The organism is Stenotrophomonas sp. B2, assembly GCF_014947095.1.
GTDB classification, from domain to species: Bacteria; Pseudomonadota; Gammaproteobacteria; order Xanthomonadales; family Xanthomonadaceae; genus Stenotrophomonas; species Stenotrophomonas maltophilia_P.
Genome location: NZ_JADCQA010000013.1, coordinates 30522 through 50666, shown reverse-complemented (window position 1 = coordinate 50666; position 20145 = coordinate 30522). Strand labels below are relative to the sequence as shown.

At 67.2% G+C, this 20145-nt stretch carries 21 protein-coding genes; 13 read left to right on the top strand and 8 right to left on the bottom strand.

Going from position 1 to position 20145, the window contains the following annotated elements:
* Positions 1-43 precede the first annotated feature (43 nt).
* Positions 44-1174: a pyridoxal phosphate-dependent aminotransferase gene (locus IMX13_RS15175; RefSeq protein ID WP_193396654.1), complete on the top strand. Its 1131-nt coding sequence runs from the start codon at positions 44-46 to the stop codon at positions 1172-1174.
* A gap of 76 nt (positions 1175-1250) precedes the next feature.
* Here the strand turns inward: IMX13_RS15175 and zipA are convergent, their stop codons facing one another.
* The 6 genes from zipA to IMX13_RS15145 all read right to left on the bottom strand — a co-directional run bounded on the left by zipA (position 1251) and on the right by IMX13_RS15145 (position 7555).
* Positions 1251-1991 (bottom strand): cell division protein ZipA, encoded by a 741-nt coding sequence (gene zipA / locus IMX13_RS15170; RefSeq protein ID WP_111186144.1) that lies wholly within the window; start codon positions 1989-1991, stop codon positions 1251-1253.
* A 46-nt stretch (positions 1992-2037) separates the two neighbouring features.
* Positions 2038-5541, bottom strand: a complete 3504-nt coding sequence (smc, locus tag IMX13_RS15165) for a chromosome segregation protein SMC (RefSeq protein ID WP_065176046.1) — start codon at positions 5539-5541, stop codon at positions 2038-2040.
* A gap of 235 nt (positions 5542-5776) precedes the next feature.
* On the bottom strand, positions 5777-6226 hold the full coding sequence (gene rplI, locus IMX13_RS15160; protein WP_053515452.1) for a 50S ribosomal protein L9: 450 nt from the start codon (positions 6224-6226) through the stop codon (positions 5777-5779).
* 104 nt (positions 6227-6330) lie between these two features.
* Positions 6331-6561 (bottom strand): 30S ribosomal protein S18, encoded by a 231-nt coding sequence (gene rpsR, locus IMX13_RS15155; RefSeq protein ID WP_002804494.1) that lies wholly within the window; start codon positions 6559-6561, stop codon positions 6331-6333.
* Positions 6562-6572: 11 nt separating this feature from the next.
* The gene (gene rpsF / locus IMX13_RS15150; protein WP_053515451.1) at positions 6573-7010 is read right to left on the bottom strand and encodes a 30S ribosomal protein S6; all 438 of its coding nucleotides are present in this window, start codon (positions 7008-7010) and stop codon (positions 6573-6575) included.
* Positions 7011-7216: 206 nt separating this feature from the next.
* Complete coding sequence (locus IMX13_RS15145) at positions 7217-7555, bottom strand: iron-sulfur cluster assembly accessory protein (protein WP_053515449.1); 339 nt, start codon at positions 7553-7555, stop codon at positions 7217-7219.
* A gap of 128 nt (positions 7556-7683) precedes the next feature.
* Between IMX13_RS15145 and asnS the strand changes: the two genes are divergently transcribed.
* The 12 genes from asnS (at position 7684) to IMX13_RS15085 (ending at position 18240) form a co-directional block, all read left to right on the top strand.
* Positions 7684-9078: an asparagine--tRNA ligase gene (gene asnS / locus IMX13_RS15140; RefSeq protein WP_065182902.1), complete on the top strand. Its 1395-nt coding sequence runs from the start codon at positions 7684-7686 to the stop codon at positions 9076-9078.
* A gap of 32 nt (positions 9079-9110) precedes the next feature.
* Positions 9111-9410 (top strand): hypothetical protein, encoded by a 300-nt coding sequence (locus tag IMX13_RS15135; RefSeq protein ID WP_053515445.1) that lies wholly within the window; start codon positions 9111-9113, stop codon positions 9408-9410.
* A 7-nt stretch (positions 9411-9417) separates the two neighbouring features.
* Positions 9418-9732: a hypothetical protein gene (locus tag IMX13_RS15130; RefSeq protein ID WP_053515443.1), complete on the top strand. Its 315-nt coding sequence runs from the start codon at positions 9418-9420 to the stop codon at positions 9730-9732.
* A 10-nt stretch (positions 9733-9742) separates the two neighbouring features.
* Positions 9743-10381, top strand: coding sequence for an FMN-binding negative transcriptional regulator (locus tag IMX13_RS15125; RefSeq protein ID WP_193396653.1), 639 nt, complete (start codon positions 9743-9745; stop codon positions 10379-10381).
* A gap of 70 nt (positions 10382-10451) precedes the next feature.
* Positions 10452-11114 (top strand): carbonate dehydratase, encoded by a 663-nt coding sequence (can, locus tag IMX13_RS15120; RefSeq protein ID WP_053515439.1) that lies wholly within the window; start codon positions 10452-10454, stop codon positions 11112-11114.
* A 19-nt stretch (positions 11115-11133) separates the two neighbouring features.
* Positions 11134-11655: a 3-hydroxyanthranilate 3,4-dioxygenase gene (locus IMX13_RS15115; protein ID WP_128987771.1), complete on the top strand. Its 522-nt coding sequence runs from the start codon at positions 11134-11136 to the stop codon at positions 11653-11655.
* A 216-nt stretch (positions 11656-11871) separates the two neighbouring features.
* Positions 11872-13146 (top strand): kynureninase, encoded by a 1275-nt coding sequence (gene kynU / locus IMX13_RS15110; protein ID WP_053515435.1) that lies wholly within the window; start codon positions 11872-11874, stop codon positions 13144-13146.
* A 31-nt stretch (positions 13147-13177) separates the two neighbouring features.
* Positions 13178-14545, top strand: coding sequence for an NAD(P)/FAD-dependent oxidoreductase (locus IMX13_RS15105; protein WP_065176049.1), 1368 nt, complete (start codon positions 13178-13180; stop codon positions 14543-14545).
* Complete coding sequence (sbcB, locus tag IMX13_RS15100) at positions 14545-15984, top strand: exodeoxyribonuclease I (protein ID WP_193396652.1); 1440 nt, start codon at positions 14545-14547, stop codon at positions 15982-15984. The genes IMX13_RS15105 and sbcB overlap by 1 nt, the downstream gene beginning before the upstream one ends.
* The gene (locus IMX13_RS15095) at positions 15981-16667 is read left to right on the top strand and encodes a DUF2461 domain-containing protein (protein ID WP_193396651.1); all 687 of its coding nucleotides are present in this window, start codon (positions 15981-15983) and stop codon (positions 16665-16667) included. The genes sbcB and IMX13_RS15095 overlap by 4 nt, the downstream gene beginning before the upstream one ends.
* Positions 16667-17647: an aldo/keto reductase gene (locus IMX13_RS15090; RefSeq protein WP_053515428.1), complete on the top strand. Its 981-nt coding sequence runs from the start codon at positions 16667-16669 to the stop codon at positions 17645-17647. Before IMX13_RS15095 ends, IMX13_RS15090 begins: the two co-directional genes overlap by 1 nt.
* A gap of 41 nt (positions 17648-17688) precedes the next feature.
* Positions 17689-18240 (top strand): DUF2939 domain-containing protein, encoded by a 552-nt coding sequence (locus IMX13_RS15085; protein WP_193396650.1) that lies wholly within the window; start codon positions 17689-17691, stop codon positions 18238-18240.
* 68 nt (positions 18241-18308) lie between these two features.
* Here IMX13_RS15085 and IMX13_RS15080 read toward each other — a convergent pair whose 3' ends face one another.
* Positions 18309-19253 (bottom strand): 5'-nucleotidase, encoded by a 945-nt coding sequence (locus IMX13_RS15080; protein WP_053515425.1) that lies wholly within the window; start codon positions 19251-19253, stop codon positions 18309-18311.
* Between the two features lie 47 nt (positions 19254-19300).
* On the bottom strand, positions 19301-20074 hold the full coding sequence (locus IMX13_RS15075) for an NAD kinase (RefSeq protein ID WP_053515423.1): 774 nt from the start codon (positions 20072-20074) through the stop codon (positions 19301-19303).
* Positions 20075-20145 lie beyond the last annotated feature (71 nt).

The following is a 20145-nucleotide window of genomic DNA, read 5'->3' as shown; positions in this document are numbered from 1 at the left end:
CGGCAGCGCTAGCGTGCGTCGGCCGCCCTCCGGAAACCTGCCCATGACCCTGCCTGCCTCCCGTCGTCGCTTCCTGCAGCTGGCCGGTGCCGGCCTCGCCGTCGCCGGCAGTGGCCTGCCGGGCCTGGGATACGCGCAAACCGCCCCGGCTGCGGCTCCCGCGTCGCCGCGCGCCGATGGGCCGGTGCTGCTGAACTTCAATGAATGCCCGTATGGGCCTTCCGCCGCTGCGCAATCGGCCGCTCGCGACAGCATCGCGCGCTGCGGCCGCTACCGCTTCGAGCTGGCGGCGCAGGTCCGTGATGCATTCGTCGAACTCAGCGGCGTCAGTGCCGATCACCTGCGCCTGTACCCGGGCTCCAGCGAGCCCCTGAACCGTGCCGCCGCAATCTGGACCGGCCCGCAGCAGGGCCTGGTCGTGGCTGATCCGACCTTCGAGGCGATTGGCGACGTGGCCGCCGCGCGGGGCGCACACGTCAGCCGAGTGCCTCTGCGCAGCGACGGCGCGCACGATGTGCGCGCGATGGTGGCTGCCGCGCACGCGCGCCCGACCGGGCTGATGTATGTGTGCAACCCCAACAACCCCACGGGTTCGATCAGCCCGCCCGCCGAGCTCGCCTGGCTGCTGGCCAGCAAGCCCGCCGGAACCCGGGTACTGGTGGACGAAGCGTACCTGCAGTACAGCGACCAGCCGAGCCTGATCGCGCAGGTGGCGGAGCGCGATGACCTGATCGTGCTGCGCACCTTCTCCAAGCTGTATGGCATGGCCGGACTGCGTCTGGGCGCGGCAGCGGCCCATCCCGATCGCCTGCGCGAGCTGGGCAGCCTCGGCGACAACCCGTTGCCGGTGCCGGCGCTGGCCGCCGCTCTGGCCAGCCTGCACGATCCGCAGCTGGTTCCGCAGCGCCGTCTGCAGAACGCGAAGATCCGGCAGGCGACCATCGCCTGGCTGGGCAAGCGTGGCTTCAGCTGCCTGCCGTCGGAAGCGAACTGTTTCGTGGTGGACGTCCAGCGCGACGGTGCCGCCTTTGCCAGGGCGATGGCCGCACAGGGTGTGGTGATCGGTCGCAGCTGGCCGATCTGGCCGCAGCGCGTCCGTGTGACCGTTGGCACCGAGGAGGAGATGGCAGCGTTCCGCGCCGCGTTCGCCCAGGTCGCCGGGGTGCCTTCCTGACTTCATCCACGCAGGCGATGGATCTGCCGTGGTGGTGGGTGCCGACCGTGGGTCGGCATGCCCGGGATGACCGCGCTTACCAGCGCGGGGTCTTGGTCAGGGGCGGCGCCTGGTGCTGGCGGTCATAGGCACGCAGCTCGTCACGGATGTGGGCGATGCGCTGGCGGCCGAGCGCGTTGCGGCTGTCGTCCAGCACCACGCCATCCAGCAGCTCGGCCATGCGCTGCACGGTCGGCAGCATCTTCTCCCAGGCATCGAGCGCGGTCAGCGGCGCCGGCAGGGTCAGGAAGAAGGCGATGGCCGGTGTCTCCATGGCACGGATGTTGGCCATGTCGAAACTGCCCGGCTTCATGATGCTGGCCATCGAGAAGATCGGCCCCCGTTCCGGATGGCCCTCCACCAGACGATGGAACACGTTCATGTGGCCGAACACCAGACCGGTTTTCTCGGCCGCCACGACGATGTCCTCGCCGCGCAGCTGCTCGCCGGCCCGTGCGGCCACGAACAGCGAGACGATCTTGTCGAAATCCTGGGTGGCGCGCTTGCCCAGGTCGCTGGCCGCGCCGGCGTCGGTGTCGGCCAGGCCCAGCTCGGCCTGTTGACCCTCTTCGCCCAGTGCCGGATCGAGGCGGGTATCGGCCAACGGTACGCCGTCCTCGCCCAGGACCGGTTCGCGGCGCTCGCTGCTGGTCGGTTCGGTGCCTTCCACGCGGCGGCCCTGGGGCTTCTTCTTCGGACGGCCAAACAGGAAGATCGCGGCGATCAACAGCAGGCCGGCGGCCAGGATGCCGATGCGCAACAGTGCCGTGTCGGACATTCGATAGGTTCTCCGGCTAGTTCATTCAGTTAACTAGGATGGCACGTCAGGCCGCGCCCGCCAATCGCGCGGCCTCTTCCAGGTCCACGCTGACCAGGCGGCTGACGCCCGGCTCGCGCATGGTCACGCCCGACAGCTGCTGCGCAGCTTCCATCGTCGCCTTGTTGTGGCTGACGAACAGGAACTGCACCTTCTCGCTCATTTCCTTGACCATGTTGGCCAGGCGGCCCACGTTGGCCTCGTCCAGCGGTGCGTCCACTTCGTCCAGCAGGCAGAACGGCGCCGGATTGAGCTGGAAGATCGCGAACACCAGCGCCACCGCGGTCATCGCCTTCTCGCCGCCGGACAGCAGCGAGATGCTGGATACGCGCTTGCCCGGCGGACGCGCCATGATGGTCACGCCGGTGTCGAGCAGATCTTCACCGGTCAGTTCCAGATAGGCATGGCCACCGCCGAACAGGCGCGGATAGAGGGCCTGCACACCGGCGTTGACCCGGTCGAACGTATCCTTGAATCGGCCGCGGGTTTCGCGGTCGATCTTGCGGATGGCGTCTTCCAGGGTCTCCAGCGCCGTGGTCAGGTCCACATGCTGCGAATCGAGATACTCCGACCGCTGCGATGCCTCGCCATACTCGTGGATCGCCGCCAGGTTGACCGGCTCCAGCCGGCGCATGCGACCGTCGATCTGGTGCACGGCCTGCTCCCAGTCCCCCAGGCGGGCGTCCTCGGGCAATGCGTTGAGCAGGTCGGCCATCACGAAGCCGGCCTTCTCCACCGCAGCCTGCAGGGTGTCAGCACTGAGCACCAGGGCCTGCTGGTCCAGCTTCCGCTGGGAAATACGCTCGCGCTGCGCCAGCGCCTGCTCATCACGCTGGTGGCGGGTCTGTTCGAAATTGCGCAGCTCGGCGTCGATGCCATCAAGCAGAGTACGCGCTTCGGCCAGGACACGGTCGGCACGCACGCGCTCTTCCAGCGCATTCTGGTGCTCGGCCTGCAGCGATTCGACCGGCGAATCACCCTCGTCCAGCTGCGAATGCAGTTCGCCCAGGCGCGAATCCAGCTGCCCGCGCTGGGTGCTCATGCGCTCCAGCGCCTGGCTCAGCGATGCCACCTGTGCGCGCTGCGATTCCAGGGTCAGTGCCAGCGAATGCGAGCGTTCGCGCACCGCCCGTGCGGCTTCGCGGGCGAGGTCGCGTGCTTCGGCCAGCTGCCGGCGTTCGCTTTCCAGGGCCTGCCGGGTCGATTCCAGGTCGCCCATGCTGCTGACGGCACTCTCCAGCCGCGAACGTGCCTCGCGCGCCTGCTCGCGGTTGACCTCGAGGGTCTCCAGCAGTTGGCTCAGCTCGCCTTCGATGCGATCGATGCGCGTGCGTGCGGCCTCCACCTTTCCCTGCTGGCCCTGAAGCTGACCTGCCAGCTCGGATACCGCACGATGCGCGAGGTACAGCGCCCGTTGCGCATCTTCGCGTTGCTGTTCGGCGGCCAGCAGCTGCTCGCGGAAGCCGGACAGCTGATCTTCCAGCTCGACCTCACGGTTCTGCAGCTGTTCGATCTGCTCGCGCAGCTCATTGATCTCGCGCTCGCGCAGCAGCGCACCCTGCTTGGCCGCACCGGAGCGCGACACGCGCACCCAGCCCTGGCCGAGACGCTCGCCGCGCTGGGTGATGATCGAATCACCGGCGGGCAGCCGGGCCTGCAGGGCACGGGCCTCGTCCAGATCCCGCGCGCCATGCAGATGCGCCAGCAGGCGTCGGATCGCCGTCGGTCCGCGCACGCGCGCGGCCAGCGATGTCGCGGCGACGTCCAGATCGCTGGCATCGTCAGACACCAGTGCGATTCGGCCTTCGCCCAGTTCGCCCAGCGCATCGACCAGGCCTGCCGGGTCGTCCACCAGCACGCCTTCGATCAGCTGGCCGAGGGCGCTTTCCACCGCATTTTCCCAACCGGCATCGACATCCAGGCGCTCGCCCACGCGCGCGGCCGAATCCAGCCCGCGCGCCTTCAACCAGGCAACCGCGGCGCCCTGCTCCTGGCCGAGTGCGGCCTGCTGCAGGGTTTCCAGCGATGCCAGGCGACCGCGCAGGCCATTGACCTGCTTGCGCAGTTCGGCCAGTTCGTTCTGACCGTTGCGCTGCTGTTCCTGCACGGTGGCCACGCCCTGCTTGCGCTGCTCGACCTGTTCGCTCAGCTCGTCCAGTGCGGTCTTCTGCGTGTCGTGCTGCAGGTGCAGCTGCTCGAAGGCTTCTTCCAGCGCGTCCACGTCCAGCCCGGCACGCTCGGCGGCCAGCGCCTCGCGACGCCGGTCGGCATCGAGGATCTGCCGGTCCAGGTAGTCCACGCGGGTGCGCTCGACATCGCCGGCGCGCGAGGCTTCGGAACTCTGTGATGTGTGCTGTTCCCAGCGGTGCTGCCAGTCGGCCAGGCGGGCTTCGGCCTCGCGCAGGCTTTCCTGCTTGATCTCGTTCTCTTCCTGCAGCGCCTCCAGCTGCGGGGTCGCGGCGTCCACCGCCTCGCGCAGCACCATCAGCTTGGCCTCGTCGCCACTGATGTGCTGGCCCAGCTCGGCCAATGCCTGCCGCGTCTCGTCGCGGGCCTTGTGCAGGCGCTGCGACAGCTCGCGCTGGTGCTGGATCTGCTGCTCCAGTCGGGCCAAGGTACTACCGACTTGGTAGACCGCGGCCTGCGCGGTATTGAGTGCGTCGGCCGCTTCCTCGCGGCGCATGCGCGAGGTCTCGATGCGGGCCTCGGCGTCGCGCTGGTCCGCGATCAGCTGCTGAAGCCGGGTTTCTTCCTGCGACAGGCCCTCGCGAAGCTTCGACAGGCGCCCATCGAGGCCTCGGAACTCCAGCGCCTTCCACTCGGCATCCTTGACCCTGCGCTCTTCCTGCAACGCCTGGTACTGCTCCGCCTGCCGGGCCTGGCGCTTGAGGTGCTCGAGCTGCTTGCTGATCTCCTCACGCAGGTCGCCCAGGCGATCAAGGTTCTCGCGGGTGTGGCGGATGCGGGTTTCGGTTTCCTTGCGCCGCTCCTTGTACTTGGAGATTCCGGCCGCCTCTTCCAGGTAGACGCGCAGATCCTCGGGACGCGCCTCGATGATCTGGCTGATCATGCCCTGTTCGATGATCGAGTAGCTGCGCGGGCCCAGGCCGGTCCCCAGGAAAAGATCGGTGATGTCGCGGCGGCGGCACTTGGTGCCGTTGAGGTAGTAGTTGCTGGTGCCGTCGCGGCTGACCGTGCGCTTGACCGAGATCTCGTTGAACGAGGCGTATTCGCCGGAGATGGTGTGGTCGGAGTTGTCGAAGATCAGCTCGACCGTGGCCTGCGAGACGGGCTTGCGGGCGTTGGAACCGGAGAAGATCACGTCGGTCAGCGAGTCGCCGCGCAGGCGGCTGGCCGAACTTTCGCCCATGACCCAGCGCACGGCGTCGATGATGTTCGACTTGCCGCAGCCATTGGGCCCCACCACGCCGGTCATGTTGGTCGGCAGATGCAGGGTGGTCGGATCGACGAAAGACTTGAAGCCGGACAGCTTGATCGTGGAAAGACGCATAGGGGTTCCGGACTGGGGCCGGCAAGCGGCCTGCGTTTACCCTCCAAGTCATTGATCCTGCTGGGATCGCCGACCGTGGAACGGGTGTGACGCCCTGAGTATACCGATGTGGCCGTGTTCTACGAATGGGCGTGGAACATCGGGGCCCGCGCGCCCGTCGGGCGGACCGACAAAACAAAACGGGCACCCTCGCGGGCGCCCGTTCTGCGGTGATGCCAGGCCTTGCGGCGTGGGATCAGGCTTCGGCTTCGACGACGACCTTGACGGTGGTCTCGACGTCGGCGTGCAGGTGGATCAGCACGTCGTACTCGCCGATGTTGCGGAACGCGCCTTCGCCCAGGATGACTTCGCTCTTTTCCAGCGGCAGGCCGGCGGCGGTGAAGGCCTCGGCGATGTCGCGCGGGCCGACCGAGCCGTACAGCTTGCCTTCGGTCGAAGCATTGGCGGCGATGGTGACACTCGCGCCTTCCAGCTTCGCCTTGCGGGCTTCAGCCTCGGCGTGGATGGACTGGGCCTTGGCTTCGTACTCGGCGCGCTTGGCTTCGAACTCTGCCTTGTTGCTCTCGGTGGCCGGCACGGCCTTGCCCTGCGGCACGAGGAAGTTGCGGCCGTAGCCCGGCTTGACGGTGACCAGGTCACCCAGGTTGCCGAGGTTGGTGACCTTCTGCAGGAGGATCAGCTGCATGGTTTTACTCCAGATAAGTTATTCGTTAGCGAGGCGATGCCCCGCAACAAAGGCTGTCCGAATAGCTGGCACAACGGGGCGGCGCGCGGCCACCCCGCCGGGCATCAGACGTCGTGGTTGTCGGTGTACGGAATCAGGGCCAGGAAGCGAGCGCGCTTGACGGCGGTCGCCAGCTGACGCTGGTACTTCGACTTGGTACCGGTGACGCGGCTCGGCACGATCTTGCCGTTCTCGGTCAGGTACTGGCGCAGGGTGTTGAGATCCTTGTAGTCGATCTCCTTGACACCTTCAGCCGTGAACTTGCAGAACTTGCGGCGACGGAAGAACTTGGACATGGGAAGGCTCCTTAGGCGGCGGAAGCGGCGTCTTCGCCGGCTTCGTTGTCAGCGGTGGTGGTGGACTCGCCTTCTTCGTCGTCACGACGACGGCGCTCACCGCGCTCCGGCTTGTCACCCTTCTCGTCCTTGCTCTTCATGATCAGCGACTGCTCGGTGTCAGCCTCGTCACGCTTGATGACCAGGTTGCGCAGCACGGCGTCGTTGAAGCGGAAGCTTTCGGTCAGCTCGTTCAGCACGGCCTGGTCGGCTTCGATGTTCAGCAGCACGTAGTGCGCCTTCACCAGGTTCTGGATCGGGTATGCCAGCTGGCGACGGCCCCAGTCTTCCAGACGGTGGATGGTGCCGTTGCCGTTCTCGACCAGCGACTTGTAGCGCTCGATCATGGCCGGGACCTGCTCGCTCTGGTCCGGGTGGACCATGAACACGATTTCGTAATGACGACTCATGTTTTTTTCTACCTTTCGGATGTGGCCTTGCGGCCGGACAGCCCCCCGCCGTTGAGACCGCGGTGGGGCAAGGGTTCCCGCCAGGAAGGCAGGAAGCCGCGCATTATGGCGCAGATGGGGCAACCGGGCAACCGTGGCCGAACCTGAACCCGGCAGCACCGGGACCTGCCCGAGGACCGGCCGGCACGACCCCGGGGAAGCGGCCCTCAGGCCTTGTCGGCGTCGGTGGTGAAGCTCTCGCCGCAGCCGCACTCGGCGGTCGCGTTCGGGTTGCTGAACGTGAAGGTCTCGCTCAGGCCGTGCTTGCCGAAGTCGATCACGGTGCCGTCGACCAGGGCCAGGCTCTGTGCATCGACGTAGATCTTCACGCCGTCCTGGTCGAACACCGTATCGCCCTCGCGCTCGTCACGGGCTAGGTCGGTCACGTGGCCCCAGCCGGAGCAGCCGGTCTTGGTCACGCCGAAGCGCAGGCCCAGCGCACCCGGGGTCTGGGCGACGAAGCGCTGCACGCGCTCGAAGGCAATGGGGGTCAGGCTGACAGCCATGGGACTACTCCAGAGGAACAGGGACATTATAGGGAGGCTTGGGCCGCAGAAATGCCTCGCAAGCAGAACGCTGCAACCGGTAAACTCCCGTGTTCACAGATCGAGTCGATCAGCAGAGGATTCAAGTCATGACGGTGGTCAGCGTTGAACATGCGCTTGCCGGGAAGATCCCGGAAGGCGGCGAAGTCACGGTACGCGGATGGGTGCGCACGGTGCGCGGTTCAGCGAATCTGGCCTTCGTGAATGTGACCGACGGCTCCTGCTTCGCCCCGATCCAGGTCGTAGCCAACGACACCCTGGTCAACTTCGACGAGATCAAGCGCCTCACCACCGGCTGCTCGCTGGTGGCCACCGGCATCCTGGTGAAATCGCAGGGCAAGGGCCAGTCGTTCGAGATCCAGGCCAGTGCGGTCGAAGTGGTCGGCTGGGTCGAAGACCCGCTCACCTACCCGATCCAGCCCAAGCCGATGACGCCGGAGTTCCTGCGTGAAGTGGCGCACCTGCGCCCGCGCACCAACCTGTTCGGCGCGGTCACCCGCATCCGCAACTGCCTGGCCCAGGCCGTGCACCGCTTCTTCCACGAGAACGGTTTCAACTGGATCAGCACCCCGATCATCACCACCTCCGACGCCGAAGGCGCCGGCCAGATGTTCCGCGTGTCCACGCTGGACATGGTGAACCTGCCGCGCGATGAGAAGGGCGCGATCGATTTCAGCCGCGACTTCTTCGGCAAGGAGACGTTCCTGACCGTGTCCGGCCAGCTGAACGTCGAGGCCTACTGCCTGGCCCTGAGCAAGGTGTATACCTTCGGCCCGACCTTCCGCGCCGAGAACAGCCACACCACCCGCCATCTGGCGGAGTTCTGGATGATCGAGCCGGAGATCGCCTTCGCCGACCTGGCCGAAGATGCGCGCCTGGCCGAGGAGTTCCTCAAGTACCTGTTCCGCGCGGTGCTGAACGAGCGCAGCGATGATCTGGCCTTCATCGCCGAACGCGTGGACAAGAACGCGATCACCAAGCTGGAAGACTTCATCAACGCGCCGTTCGAGCGCATCGACTACACCGATGCAGTCAGCCTGCTGCAGAAGTCTGGCCGGAAGTTCGACTTCCCGGTCGAATGGGGCCTGGACCTGCAGACCGAACACGAGCGCTGGCTGACCGAGGAACACGTCGGCCGCCCGGTGGTGGTGACCAACTACCCCGAGCACATCAAGGCGTTCTACATGCGCCTGAACGACGACGGCAAGACGGTCGCCGCGATGGACGTGCTGGCGCCGGGCATCGGCGAGATCATCGGTGGCAGCCAGCGCGAAGAGCGCCTGGACGTGCTGGACGCGCGCATGGCCCAGTTCGGCCTGGACCGTGAGCATTACAGCTGGTACCGCGATTTCCGTCGCTACGGCTCGGTGCCGCACGCCGGCTTCGGCCTGGGCTTCGAGCGCCTGGTGGTGTACGTCTGCGGCCTGTCCAACATCCGCGATGCGATTCCTTACCCGCGCGCTCCCGGCAGCGCGGACTTCTAAGCCCCACCACCGACCACGGAGGTACTGCCCCCATGACCCTGTTCTTCGCCCTCTGCTTTGTCGGCGTCGCAGTGGCCGGGTTCAGTGCCTTCGTGATCTTCTGGCCGCTGACCCTGGTGCACGTGCGTGACCGCCATCCGGCGCTGGCACAGCGCTTCGGCAGCGGCGCCTTCCTCAAGCCCGATGCCCTGGCCTGGCTGCTGCGCCGCGACTACCGGCAGCAGCCGGATCGCTCGCTGTCCGGGTTGGCCACGCCCGCCTGGGTTTCGCTGCTGACCCTGCTGGCCGGACTGGGCATGGCCGCCCTGCTCTGGCTGGCTTCGCTCTGGTAACGCATACATGAACGATCTCTCCGCCCCGCACGACAGCTGGTGGCTGGCCAGCCTCGGCAACACCCTGATCTGGGCCCGCCTGCGCGTGCGCCCGGCCGGCACGGCCGAAGTGCTCGACAGTGATGGCAACACCCTCAGCTACGACAGCGAGGACACTGCCCGCGCGCAGCTGTTCGACGCCGATTTCGTCGAATTCGACGGCCTGGACGAAGAAGACGCGCTGGTGCGCGGCTTCAGCCTGCATGAGGTGCAGCCACCGCACGCCGACAGCGACGAGGGCCTGCGTGGCCGCATGGTGCAATCGCTGGGCGGGCGCGCCTGAGCCCAGGCCGATGTTCACTCCGTGCGCCTTCGCCGAGACCGATCTGATCTGGCTGGACCGCCTGCTGGCGCGCGATCCGTTCGTCACCGTGCTCACCACCGGTGACGACGGCCTGCCCGAGCTGACCCGCGTGCCGGTGCTGTACCGGCGTGATGGCCAGCGCATCGAACTGCGCGGCCACTGGGCGCGGGCCAACCCGCAGTCGCGTCGCCAAGGCACCGCCAAGGTGCTGGTCGACGGCCCGCATGGCTACGTCTCGGCCAGCTGGTATCCGGACAAGGAACCGGCGGCACGCGTTCCGACCTGGAACTATGCCGCTGCCGAGCTGCGCGGACAGCTGCAGCCGTTCGACGGCACCGATGCGCTGGCCCAGCTGGTCGGCGACATTAGCGACCGCTTTGAGGCCAGCGTCGGCCAGCAGTGGCGGTTCGAGGCTGACCGTCCCGAACACGGCCCGGAGCTGCGCGCCATCGTCGGGTTCCACTTCCACGTCGAACAGGTACAGCTGAAACTGAAGCTCAGCCAGAACCATCCTGATGCCAACCAGCAGGCGGTGATCGACGCGTTGGATCGCCTGCACACCCCTCCTTCCACCGAACTGGCGCAGTGGATGCGCTGGTTCCGCGATGAGGCCGCCGCCGGCGGCTGAACGCACCGACTCCCGCGACGACGCGGCCGGACAGCCGCGACTTGCCCCCACCGAGGTCAGGGACCCGAACATGAAAGACATCCACAAGCTGCTGCAGAACAACCGCGACTGGGCCGACCGCATCGAGAAGGAAGATCCCGAGTTCTTCCATCAGCTGGCCAAGCAGCAGCACCCGGAATACCTGTGGATCGGCTGCTCCGATTCGCGCGTGCCGGCCAACCAGATCATCGGCATGGCACCGGGCGAAGTGTTCGTGCATCGCAACGTCGCCAACGTGGTCGCCCACACCGACCTGAACTGCCTGAGCGTGGTGCAGTACGCGGTGGACCAGCTGAAGGTGAAGCACATCCTCATCGTGGGCCACTACGGTTGCGGCGGCGTGCATGCCTGCCTGCACAACACCCGCGTCGGCCTGGCGGACAACTGGCTGCGCCACGTCGGCGACGTGATGCAGAAGCACGCGGCGATCATCGATGCGCTGGAGACCGACGAGCTGCGTCATGCCCGCCTGTGCGAGCTGAATGTCATCGAGCAGGTCGCCAACCTGTGCCGCTCGACCATCGTGCAGGACGCCTGGGCACGCGGCCAGAAGCTGATGGTGCATGGCTGGGTCTACAGCCTGAAGGATGGCCGCGTGCGCGAAATGGGCATCGATGTGGGCTCGCCGGAAGATCTGCAGCCGGCTTACGAGAAAGCGCTTTCCTATGTCCCCCGCAAGGGCAAGCGCGACTGATCCCCCACGGAGCCCGACCATGCTCGCCTCGCCGATCAACCTGCACGCCTGGATCGAAGAACATCGTCACCTGCTGAAACCGCCGGTGGGCAACAAGATGATCGACAACGGCGACTTCATCGTCATGGTGGTCGGCGGGCCGAACTCGCGCACCGATTATCACTACGACGAAGGCCCCGAGTGGTTCTACCAGCTCGAGGGGGAGATGGTGCTGAAGGTCCAGGAGGATGGCGCGGTCCGCGACATCCCGATCCGTGCCGGCGAGATCTTCCTGCTGCCGGCGAAGGTGCCGCACTCGCCGCGCCGGCCACCGGGCGGCGTCGGGCTGGTCGTGGAGCGCAGGCGGCTGCCGCACGAGATGGACGGTGTGATCTGGCATTGCGAGCGCTGCAACCACAAGTTGCATGAGGAGTTCTTCGCGCTGCAGAACATCGAGACCGACCTGCCCAAGGTCTTCGCGCGTTACCACGCCAGCCTGGAACTGCGTACCTGCGGCAAATGCGGCCACATCGACCCGTTGCCGGCACCGGCGGCGGACTGATCGATCGCCGGGCATGGCGATTGCTGATGCATCCGCCGGGCATGGCCCGGCGCTACCGGTGTTGCGATTGCTGATGCCCCCGCCGGGCATGGCCCGGCATGGCCGATGCGCGTGATCTCCGGGTAGCGCCGGGCCATGCCCGGCGAGCGTACTGCGCGGCATCACGCAGGCCCCAGGCGCTACACTGGCAGCCCCGTTGCAGCCTGTTGCCCGACCATGTCCGACCTGCTGAACCGCACCCATGCCATCGCTCTCGACGCCGCGGATCCGTTGCGGCCGCTGCGCAGTGAATTCCTGATTCCGCGCCACGGCGGTGGCGAGCAGACCTACTTCGTGGGCAACTCGCTGGGACTGCAGCCGCGCGGCGCACAGGCGGCGGTGCAGGAAGTGATGAAGCAGTGGGCTGAACTGGCAGTGGAAGGCCACTTCACCGGCCCCACCCAATGGCTGTCCTACCACCGTCTGGTCAGCACGCAGCTGGCGCGGGTGGTCGGTGCGCTGCCCAGCGAAGTGGTGGCGATGAACACGCTGAGCGTGAACCTGCACCTGATGATGGTCAGCTTCTACCGACCGACCCGGGAACGACCGGTGATCCTGATGGAAGCCGGCGCCTTCCCGACGGACCGTCACGCGGTGGAAGCGCAGATCCGTTTCCATGGCTTCGACCCGGCCGACTGCCTGGTGGAGGTGCAGCCGGACGAAGCCAGCGGCACGATCTCGATGACCGCGATCGAACGCGCGATCGCCACGCATGGCCCTCGCCTGGCTCTGGTGCTGTGGCCAGGCGTGCAGTACCGCACCGGCCAGGCCTTCGACCTCGATGCGATCACCCGCGCCGCACGCCTGCAGGGCGCGCGCATCGGCTTCGACTTGGCGCATTCGGTCGGCAACCTGCCCCTGCGCCTGCACGATGTGGCGCCGGACTTTGCCGTGTGGTGCCATTACAAGTACCTCAACAGCGGCCCGGGGGCCGTCGCCGGGGCGTTCGTGCACGAGCGTCACCACCGTGACAGCACCCTGCCACGCTTCGCCGGCTGGTGGGGCCATGACGAAGCCACCCGCTTCCAGATGTCCCCGCAGTTCACGCCCGCCACCGGCGCCGAAGGCTGGCAGCTGAGCAATCCGCCGATCCTCGGCTTGGCGCCGCTGCGCGCTTCACTGGACCTGTTCGAACGGGCCGGCATGGACGCCCTGCGCAGCAAGTCGCTGGCACTGACCGGCATGCTCGAAGCCCTGGTGCGCGCGCGCCTGGCCAACGTGCTCGACATCGTCACCCCGGCCGAGCCGGACCGGCGCGGCTGCCAGCTCTCGCTGCGGGTGATCGCCGGCCGCGAGCGTGGCCGCGCCCTGTTCGAGCACCTGCGCTCGGTCGGCGTGCTCGGTGACTGGCGCGAGCCGGACGTGATCCGCATCTCCCCCACCCCGCTCTACAACCGCTACCTGGACGTCCACCATTTCGTCGAGGAAGTGGAAGCCTGGGCCGGCCTCTGAGCCGGCACCTCCCCTCCTGCTGGACAGTTCGTTGATCGCACATGCCTCCCGCTCGTTGAGCATCATTGGTGCCGGCCTGGCCGGATCCCTGCTCGCCATCCTGCTGTCGCGGCAGGGCTGGCGGATCACCCTGTACGAACGCCGTGGCGACCCACGCGTGGCCGACTACGAAAGCGGCCGCTCGATCAACCTGGCGCTGGCCGAGCGTGGGCGCAACGCGCTGCGGCAGGCCGGCGTGGAGGACGAGGTGATGGCCCGCGCGGTGATGATGCGTGGACGCATGGTGCATCCGCGCGAAGGCGCCGCGCAGCTGCAGCGCTATGGCCGCGACGACAGCGAAGTGATCTGGTCGATCCATCGCAGGGACCTGAACACCACGCTGCTGACACTGGCCGAGCAGGCAGGTGCCACCGTACATTTCCACCGCCGGCTGCATACCGTCGATTTCGATGCCGGCCATGCGCGCTTCATCGACGATCGCGACGACAGCCCGCACGACATCCACTTCGACAGCCTGATCGGCGCTGACGGCGCCGGCTCGGCGCTGCGCGCGGCGATGAACCGGCGCGCGCCGCTGGGCGAGGACATCGCCTTCCTCGATCACTCCTACAAGGAACTGGAGATTCCACCGGACCGTGATGGTGGCTTCCGCATCGAACGCAACGCATTGCACATCTGGCCACGGGGCCACTTCATGTGCATCGCCCTGCCCAATCACGAAGGCACGTTCACGGTCACCCTGTTCCTGCCCAACCAGGGCGAGCCCAGTTTCGCCACCGTCAATACCGGCGCCCAGGCCGAAGCCCTGTTCGCGCGCGAGTTCGCCGATGCGTTGCCGCTGATCCCCGACCTGCGCACGGACTGGGAGCAGCATCCGCCCGGCCTGCTCGGCACGCTGACGCTGGAGCGCTGGCACCAGCAGGGCCAGGCCGTGCTGATCGGTGATGCCGCGCATGCGATGGTGCCCTTCCACGGGCAGGGCATGAACTGCGCGTTCGAGGACTGCGTGGCACTGGCCCGCCATCTGATGGAAGCCGACGACCTGCAGAGCGCGTTCGCCGCCTTCGAGAAAGAACGCAAGCCGAACGCGCATGCGATCCAGCAGATGGCCCTGGAGAACTACCTGGAGATGCGTGATCGCGTCGCCGACCCGGCCTTCCTGCTGCAGCGCGAGCTGGAGCAGGCGCTTCAGCATCGCTGGCCGACCCGCTTCGTACCGCACTACACCATGGTCACGTTCCTGCACACGCCCTACGCCGAGGCACTGCGCCGGACCGACATCCAGCGCGACATGCTGGTGGCCGCCACGATCGGCCATACGTCGCTGGAGAACATCGACTGGGCGGCTCTGGAGGCTCAGATCCATGCCCGGCTGCCGGTCCTGGAGGGCGCACACTGATGGCTGACAGCTTCCTGTTCTACGACCTGGAAACCTTCGGACAGGACCCACGGCGAACGCGCATCTCGCAGTTCGCGGCGATCCGCACCGATGCCGATCTGAACGAGATCGACACGCCGGTGAGTTTCTTCGTGCGCCCCGCCGACGATCTGCTGCCCTCGCCGATGGCCACCCTGGTCACCGGCATCACGCCGCAACGGGCACTGGCTGAAGGCATCAGCGAAGCCGAAGCGTTCGATCGCATCAACGAACAGCTGTCGCGCCCGGGTACCTGTGCCCTGGGCTACAACACCCTGCGCTTCGACGACGAATTCATCCGCTACGGTCTGTTCCGCAACTTCCATGACCCCTACGAGCGCGAGTGGCGCAACGGCAACTCGCGCTGGGACCTGCTGGACATGCTGCGGCTGATGCGCGCCCTGCGTCCCGAAGGCATCCACTGGCCACTGCGCGAGGACGGCGCCACGTCGTTCAAGCTCGAGCACCTGGCCGAAGCCAACAATGTGCGCGATGGCGATGCGCACGAGGCGCTGTCGGACGTGCGCGCCACGATCGGCATGGCACGCCTGTTCAAGCAGTCGCAGCCGCGGTTGTGGGAGTACGCGTTGAAACTGCGCGACAAGCGTTTCGTCGGCAGCCTGCTGGACGTGGGCGCGCTGAAGCCGGTGCTGCACATTTCCATGCGATACCCGGCCAGCCGGCTGTGCGCGGCTCCGGTGCTGCCGCTGGCGGTGCACCCGACGATCAACAACCGGGTGATCGTGTTCGATCTGGAAGGTGACATCGACGACCTGCTGCAGCTGCCAGCCGAGACGATCGCCGAGCGGCTCTACCTGCGCGCCAGCGAACTGCCCGAAGGCGTCGCCCGGGTGCCGCTGAAGGAAGTACATCTGAACAAGGTCCCGGCGCTGGTCGCCTGGAACCACCTGCGGCCCGACGATCACGCCCGCCTGGGCCTGGATGTCGCCGCCATCGAAGCCAAGGTCGAGCGGCTGCGTGCATTCGCGCCGCAACTGGCCGTGAAGGCACGGCAGGTGTACAACCAACCACGGGACGCCGTCGTGGCCGACGTCGATGCTTCGCTGTACGACGGCTTCCTCGGCAATGGCGACAAGCCACTGCTGGCCCTGGCGCGGACCACGCCGCCCGCAGAGCTGGCTGCGCTGGAAGGCCGCTTCCGCGATCCGCGCCTGCCCGAACTGCTGTTCCGCTATCGCGCCCGCAACCATCCCGACACCCTGGCACCGGCCGAGCGCCAGCGCTGGCAGGACTACCGCCGCCAGCGCCTGCTCGGTGACGGCCGCTTGGGCGAACTCAACCTGCCCCAGTACCAGCAGCAGCTCGATGCACTGGCCGCCGAGGCGCCGGACGACGATCGCCGCCTGGCCCTGCTGCAATCGCTGCGCGACTGGGGCCAGCATCTGCAGGAGAGCTTGTGAGCACCTATTTCAGCGACGCCAGTTTCAGGTTCCTGCGCAGCCTTGCGCGGCACAATGAAAAGGCCTGGTTCAACGACCATCGCCAGCAGTACGAAGACCATGTACGGCAGCCGTTCCTGCGCCTGCTGGGCGACCTGCAGCCCGCGCTGGCCGGGGTCAGCGCGCATTTCCGTGCCGATACCCGTGGCGTCGGTGGTTCGCTGTTCCGCATCCATCGCGATGCGCGCTTTTCAAACGACAAATCGCCGTACAAGACCTGGCAGGGCGCACGCCTGTTCCATGAACGCCGCCGCGAAGTGGCCGCTCCGTCGTTCTACGTGCATCTGCAGCCGGGCGAGAGCTTCGTCGGTGCCGGCCTGTGGCACCCCGAACCGGACACCCAGCGCCGCGTGCGCCATTTCATCCTGGACAACCCCGGCAGCTGGAAGGCCGCAGCGCATGCACCCGCCCTGCGCCGGCGTTTCGATTTCGAGCAGAGCGAGAAGCTGGTCAGGCCGCCGCGTGGCTTCCCCGCCGATTTCGAGTTCATCGACGATCTCAAGCATCGCAACTGGGTGATGTGGCGCTCGCTGGACGATGAGACGATGACCGGGCCGCGCCTGCTGTCCACGCTCGGCAAGGATCTGGCCGCGCTCGGCCCCTTCGTCGACTATCTGTGCGCGGCACTGGATCTGGAGTTCTGATGCCACTGGCCCGGCAACGCCGCCCGCTCGGCCGCACCGGCCTGTCCGTATCGCCGGTCGGGCTGGGCTGTTCGGGCTTCTGGGGCCATCGCCGCTTTGCCGAGCATGCCGCCGCAGCGATCGTCGAGCACGCGCTGGCCCAGGGCGTGAACCTGTTCGACACCGGCCACAACTACTCCGGCTTCCACGCCGAACCGCGCCTGGGCCGCATCCTGCGACCGCTGCTGGCCCGCTACCCGCGTGAGTCACTGGTCATCTCCAGCAAGGGCGGCACACTGACCGGACAGGCCGGCATCAGTGGCGCAGAACAGCGCGATTTCTCGCCTGCGGCCATCACCGCCAGCTGCGAAGCCTCGCTGCGCAACCTTGGCCTGGATTACCTGGACATCTACCAGCTGCATGGCGCCACCGCGCACGACATCAACGACGATCTGCTCGATGCGCTGCAGCGCCTGCGCGAACGTGGCCTGATCCGCGCCACCGGCATCAACACCCACTCAGCCTCGACGCTGCACTGGATGCTTGCGCATCCACAGGCATTCGACGTGGTCCTGCTGGACTACAACGCGCTGCAGCAGGATCGTGCGCCGCTGATCGACCAGCTGCATGCGGCCGGAATCGGCGTACTGGCAGGCACCGTGCTCGCACAGGGCCACCTGCTGCCCAGCCAGCCTCGCCGGCCGAGATTGGCCGATGCCTGGTACCTGGCGCGCGCGTGGCTCAAGCCCAGCAGCCGCCGTCTGATGCGCAGCGCACGTGCGATGCGCCGGGCCATTGCGGCGATCGACAGCCAGCGTCCGGCCCAGACTGCGTTTGCCTACGTTCTGGGCCACCCCGGCGTGGCCGCCGGCATCCTGGGCACTACCCGCGTCGGCAGTCTGGAGGAGGTGCTGGCCACGCGACCCGAAGCACTGCGCCCCGCCGACCGGCAACGCCTGGTCGCGGCCTATGGCGACGGCAGCGGTTCGCCCAGTCATTGAGTCTTCACCCCGCCCGGCCGCACTTGCGGCAGTCTGGCGGCATGAAGAAGCTCACTGCGATCGTGGTCCTGTTGGTGATTGCCCTGGCCGGCGTGTGGTTCGGCGGTCCCTACCTGGCCATACACGGTCTGTCCAAGGCCATCGAACAGCGCGATACCGCCGCACTGGAACGCTACGTCGACTTTCCGCGCGTGCGCGTCAGCCTGCGTGCGCAACTCAATGATTACCTCGTGCGCCAGGCCGGCCCCGATGTGGCCAGCAGTCCGTTCGGCGCCCTGCTCTACGGCCTGGGCGACCAGCTTGGAGGCGCGGCGGTGGACACCCTGATGACCCCGACCGGCATCGGTGCGATGCTGCAGGGCCATGTGCTGTGGAAGCGTGGGCGCAACGAGCTGCAGGGCGGAGATGCCTTCGCGGCGACCGAACCGGCACGGCCTTTGAAGAACGCCCGCCACCGTTTCGAAGCGTTCGACCGCTTCGTCGTCGACGTTGATCGCGGCCCGGGCCAACCACCGTTGAAGGTCGTGCTGGAACCGCAGGGGCTGCGCTGGAAAGTGGTTGACCTGCAGTTGGGAATGGCCGGCACCCCATGATGCAGAACGCCGGGCGTGGCCCGGCGTTCCTACAGGTGCCGCTACGCTCGCCGGGCGTGGCCCCCGCGTCATCCCTCGTTGGCGACACCGTGCGGCACATGGCCCGCGGCAACGTGTTCGCGGGCACTGTCGATGTTGTGCTGCGAATCATCGAAGAAGATGTCGGCACCGAAGGCCTGCAGGAACGGCCCCTTGTGGCGGCCGCCCAGGAACAGCGCCTCGTCCAGGCGCACGCCCCATTCGCGCAACGTGCGGATCACCCGCTCGTGCGCGGGCGCAGAGCGGGCGGTGACCAGCGCCGTGCGGATCGGCGCACTGTCACCGGCCGGGAACACCTCCTGCAGCGTGTGCAGCGCGGACAGGAAGCCGCGGAACGGGCCACCGCTGAGCGGTTCGCGCGCACGTTCGCGCTCGTGGCGGCCGAATGCCTCGACCCCCTGTTCACGCGAGATGCGCTCGCTTTCATCACCGAAGATCACCGCATCACCGTCAAAGGCAATGCGCAGCTGGCCGGACGGTCGGCCGGTGTCGATCTGGTCCGCGGCGGCCGCAGCGGTCTCGCCGGGTGGCTTGGGCAGGATCGTCGCAGCGGCGATTCCGTGGCGCAGCGCACTGCGGACCGACTCCGGATTGGCCGACAGGAACAGATCGGTGCCGAACGGCTTCACGTAGGGCCAGGTCGGCTCACCGGCGGTGAAGGTGGCACGGATGATGCCCAGGCCGTAGTGCTGGATCGAATTGAAGATACGCAGGCCGGTATCGGCCGAATTGCGCGACAGCAGGATCACCTCGACGCGCGGGTTCTCCGGGCTGGCGCCCTGGTTCAGCGCCAACAGTTTGCGCACCACCGGGAAGGCCACGCCGGGACCGAGGATGTCGTCCTCGTGCTGGCGCTGGTACTCCGCATAGGCCGCCACGCCATCGGTCTCGAACAGCGCGTGGCTTTCCTCGAGATCGAACAGGGCGCGCGAGGTCACCGCGACGGTCAGCAAACGGGGGGAGTTGTCACCCATCGGTGGGGGTCCTTCTGGCGGTCGACGCGACCGGCAACCTATTGTCCTCAAAAAACGAACTGTTCGCTCAGGATCCGGTCTTCCAGATTGTGTTCCGGGTCGAACAGCAATGTCACCCGGCGGTCGCGCGACTCGCGGATGGTCACCTCGACCACGTCGCGCGTCTCGTGCGAATCGGCGGTCACGCTGACCGGTCGCTTGTAGGGGTCCAGCACGCGGAAGCGCACCTCCGTATCCGCCTTGAGAATGGCACCACGCCAGCGTCGCGGGCGATACGGTGCCAATGGCGTCAGCGCGATGGTGTGCGAGCCCAAGGGCAGCACGGGTCCGTGGGCCGAATAGTTGTAGGCGGTGCTGCCTGCGGGTGTGGCAACCAGCACGCCGTCGCCGATCAGTTCGGCCACCCGCTCCTGCCCATTGAGGTCGATGCCGATGTGCGCAGCCTGGCGGGTCTGCCGCAGCAGGGACACGTCGTTGTACGCCAGCGAACCGGTGCTGGTGCCCGATTCGGTCAGCGCCACCATCTCCAGCGGACGCAGGTTGGCCGGTTCCGCGCGGGCGATGCGTGCATTGACGTCGTCGTCGCCCCGGTACTGGTTCATGAGGAAACCTACGGTGCCCAGCTTCATGCCGAACACCGGTTTTCCCAGGTGGCCGTGACGATGCAGCGTCTGCAGCATGAAGCCATCACCACCCAGCGGGCAGAGCACGTCGGCCTGCTCGGGGGCATGGTCACCAAAGCGCGCGACCATGGCCGCGCGGGCCATCTGCGCAGCTTCGGTGGTGCTTGCCAGGAAAGCGATGCGGGGGGTGTCGCTCATCGGTGGATCCGGGGGGAAGGCATGAGGGAGAGCATAACCGAGCGCCGCTACGCTCGCCGGGCATGGCCCGG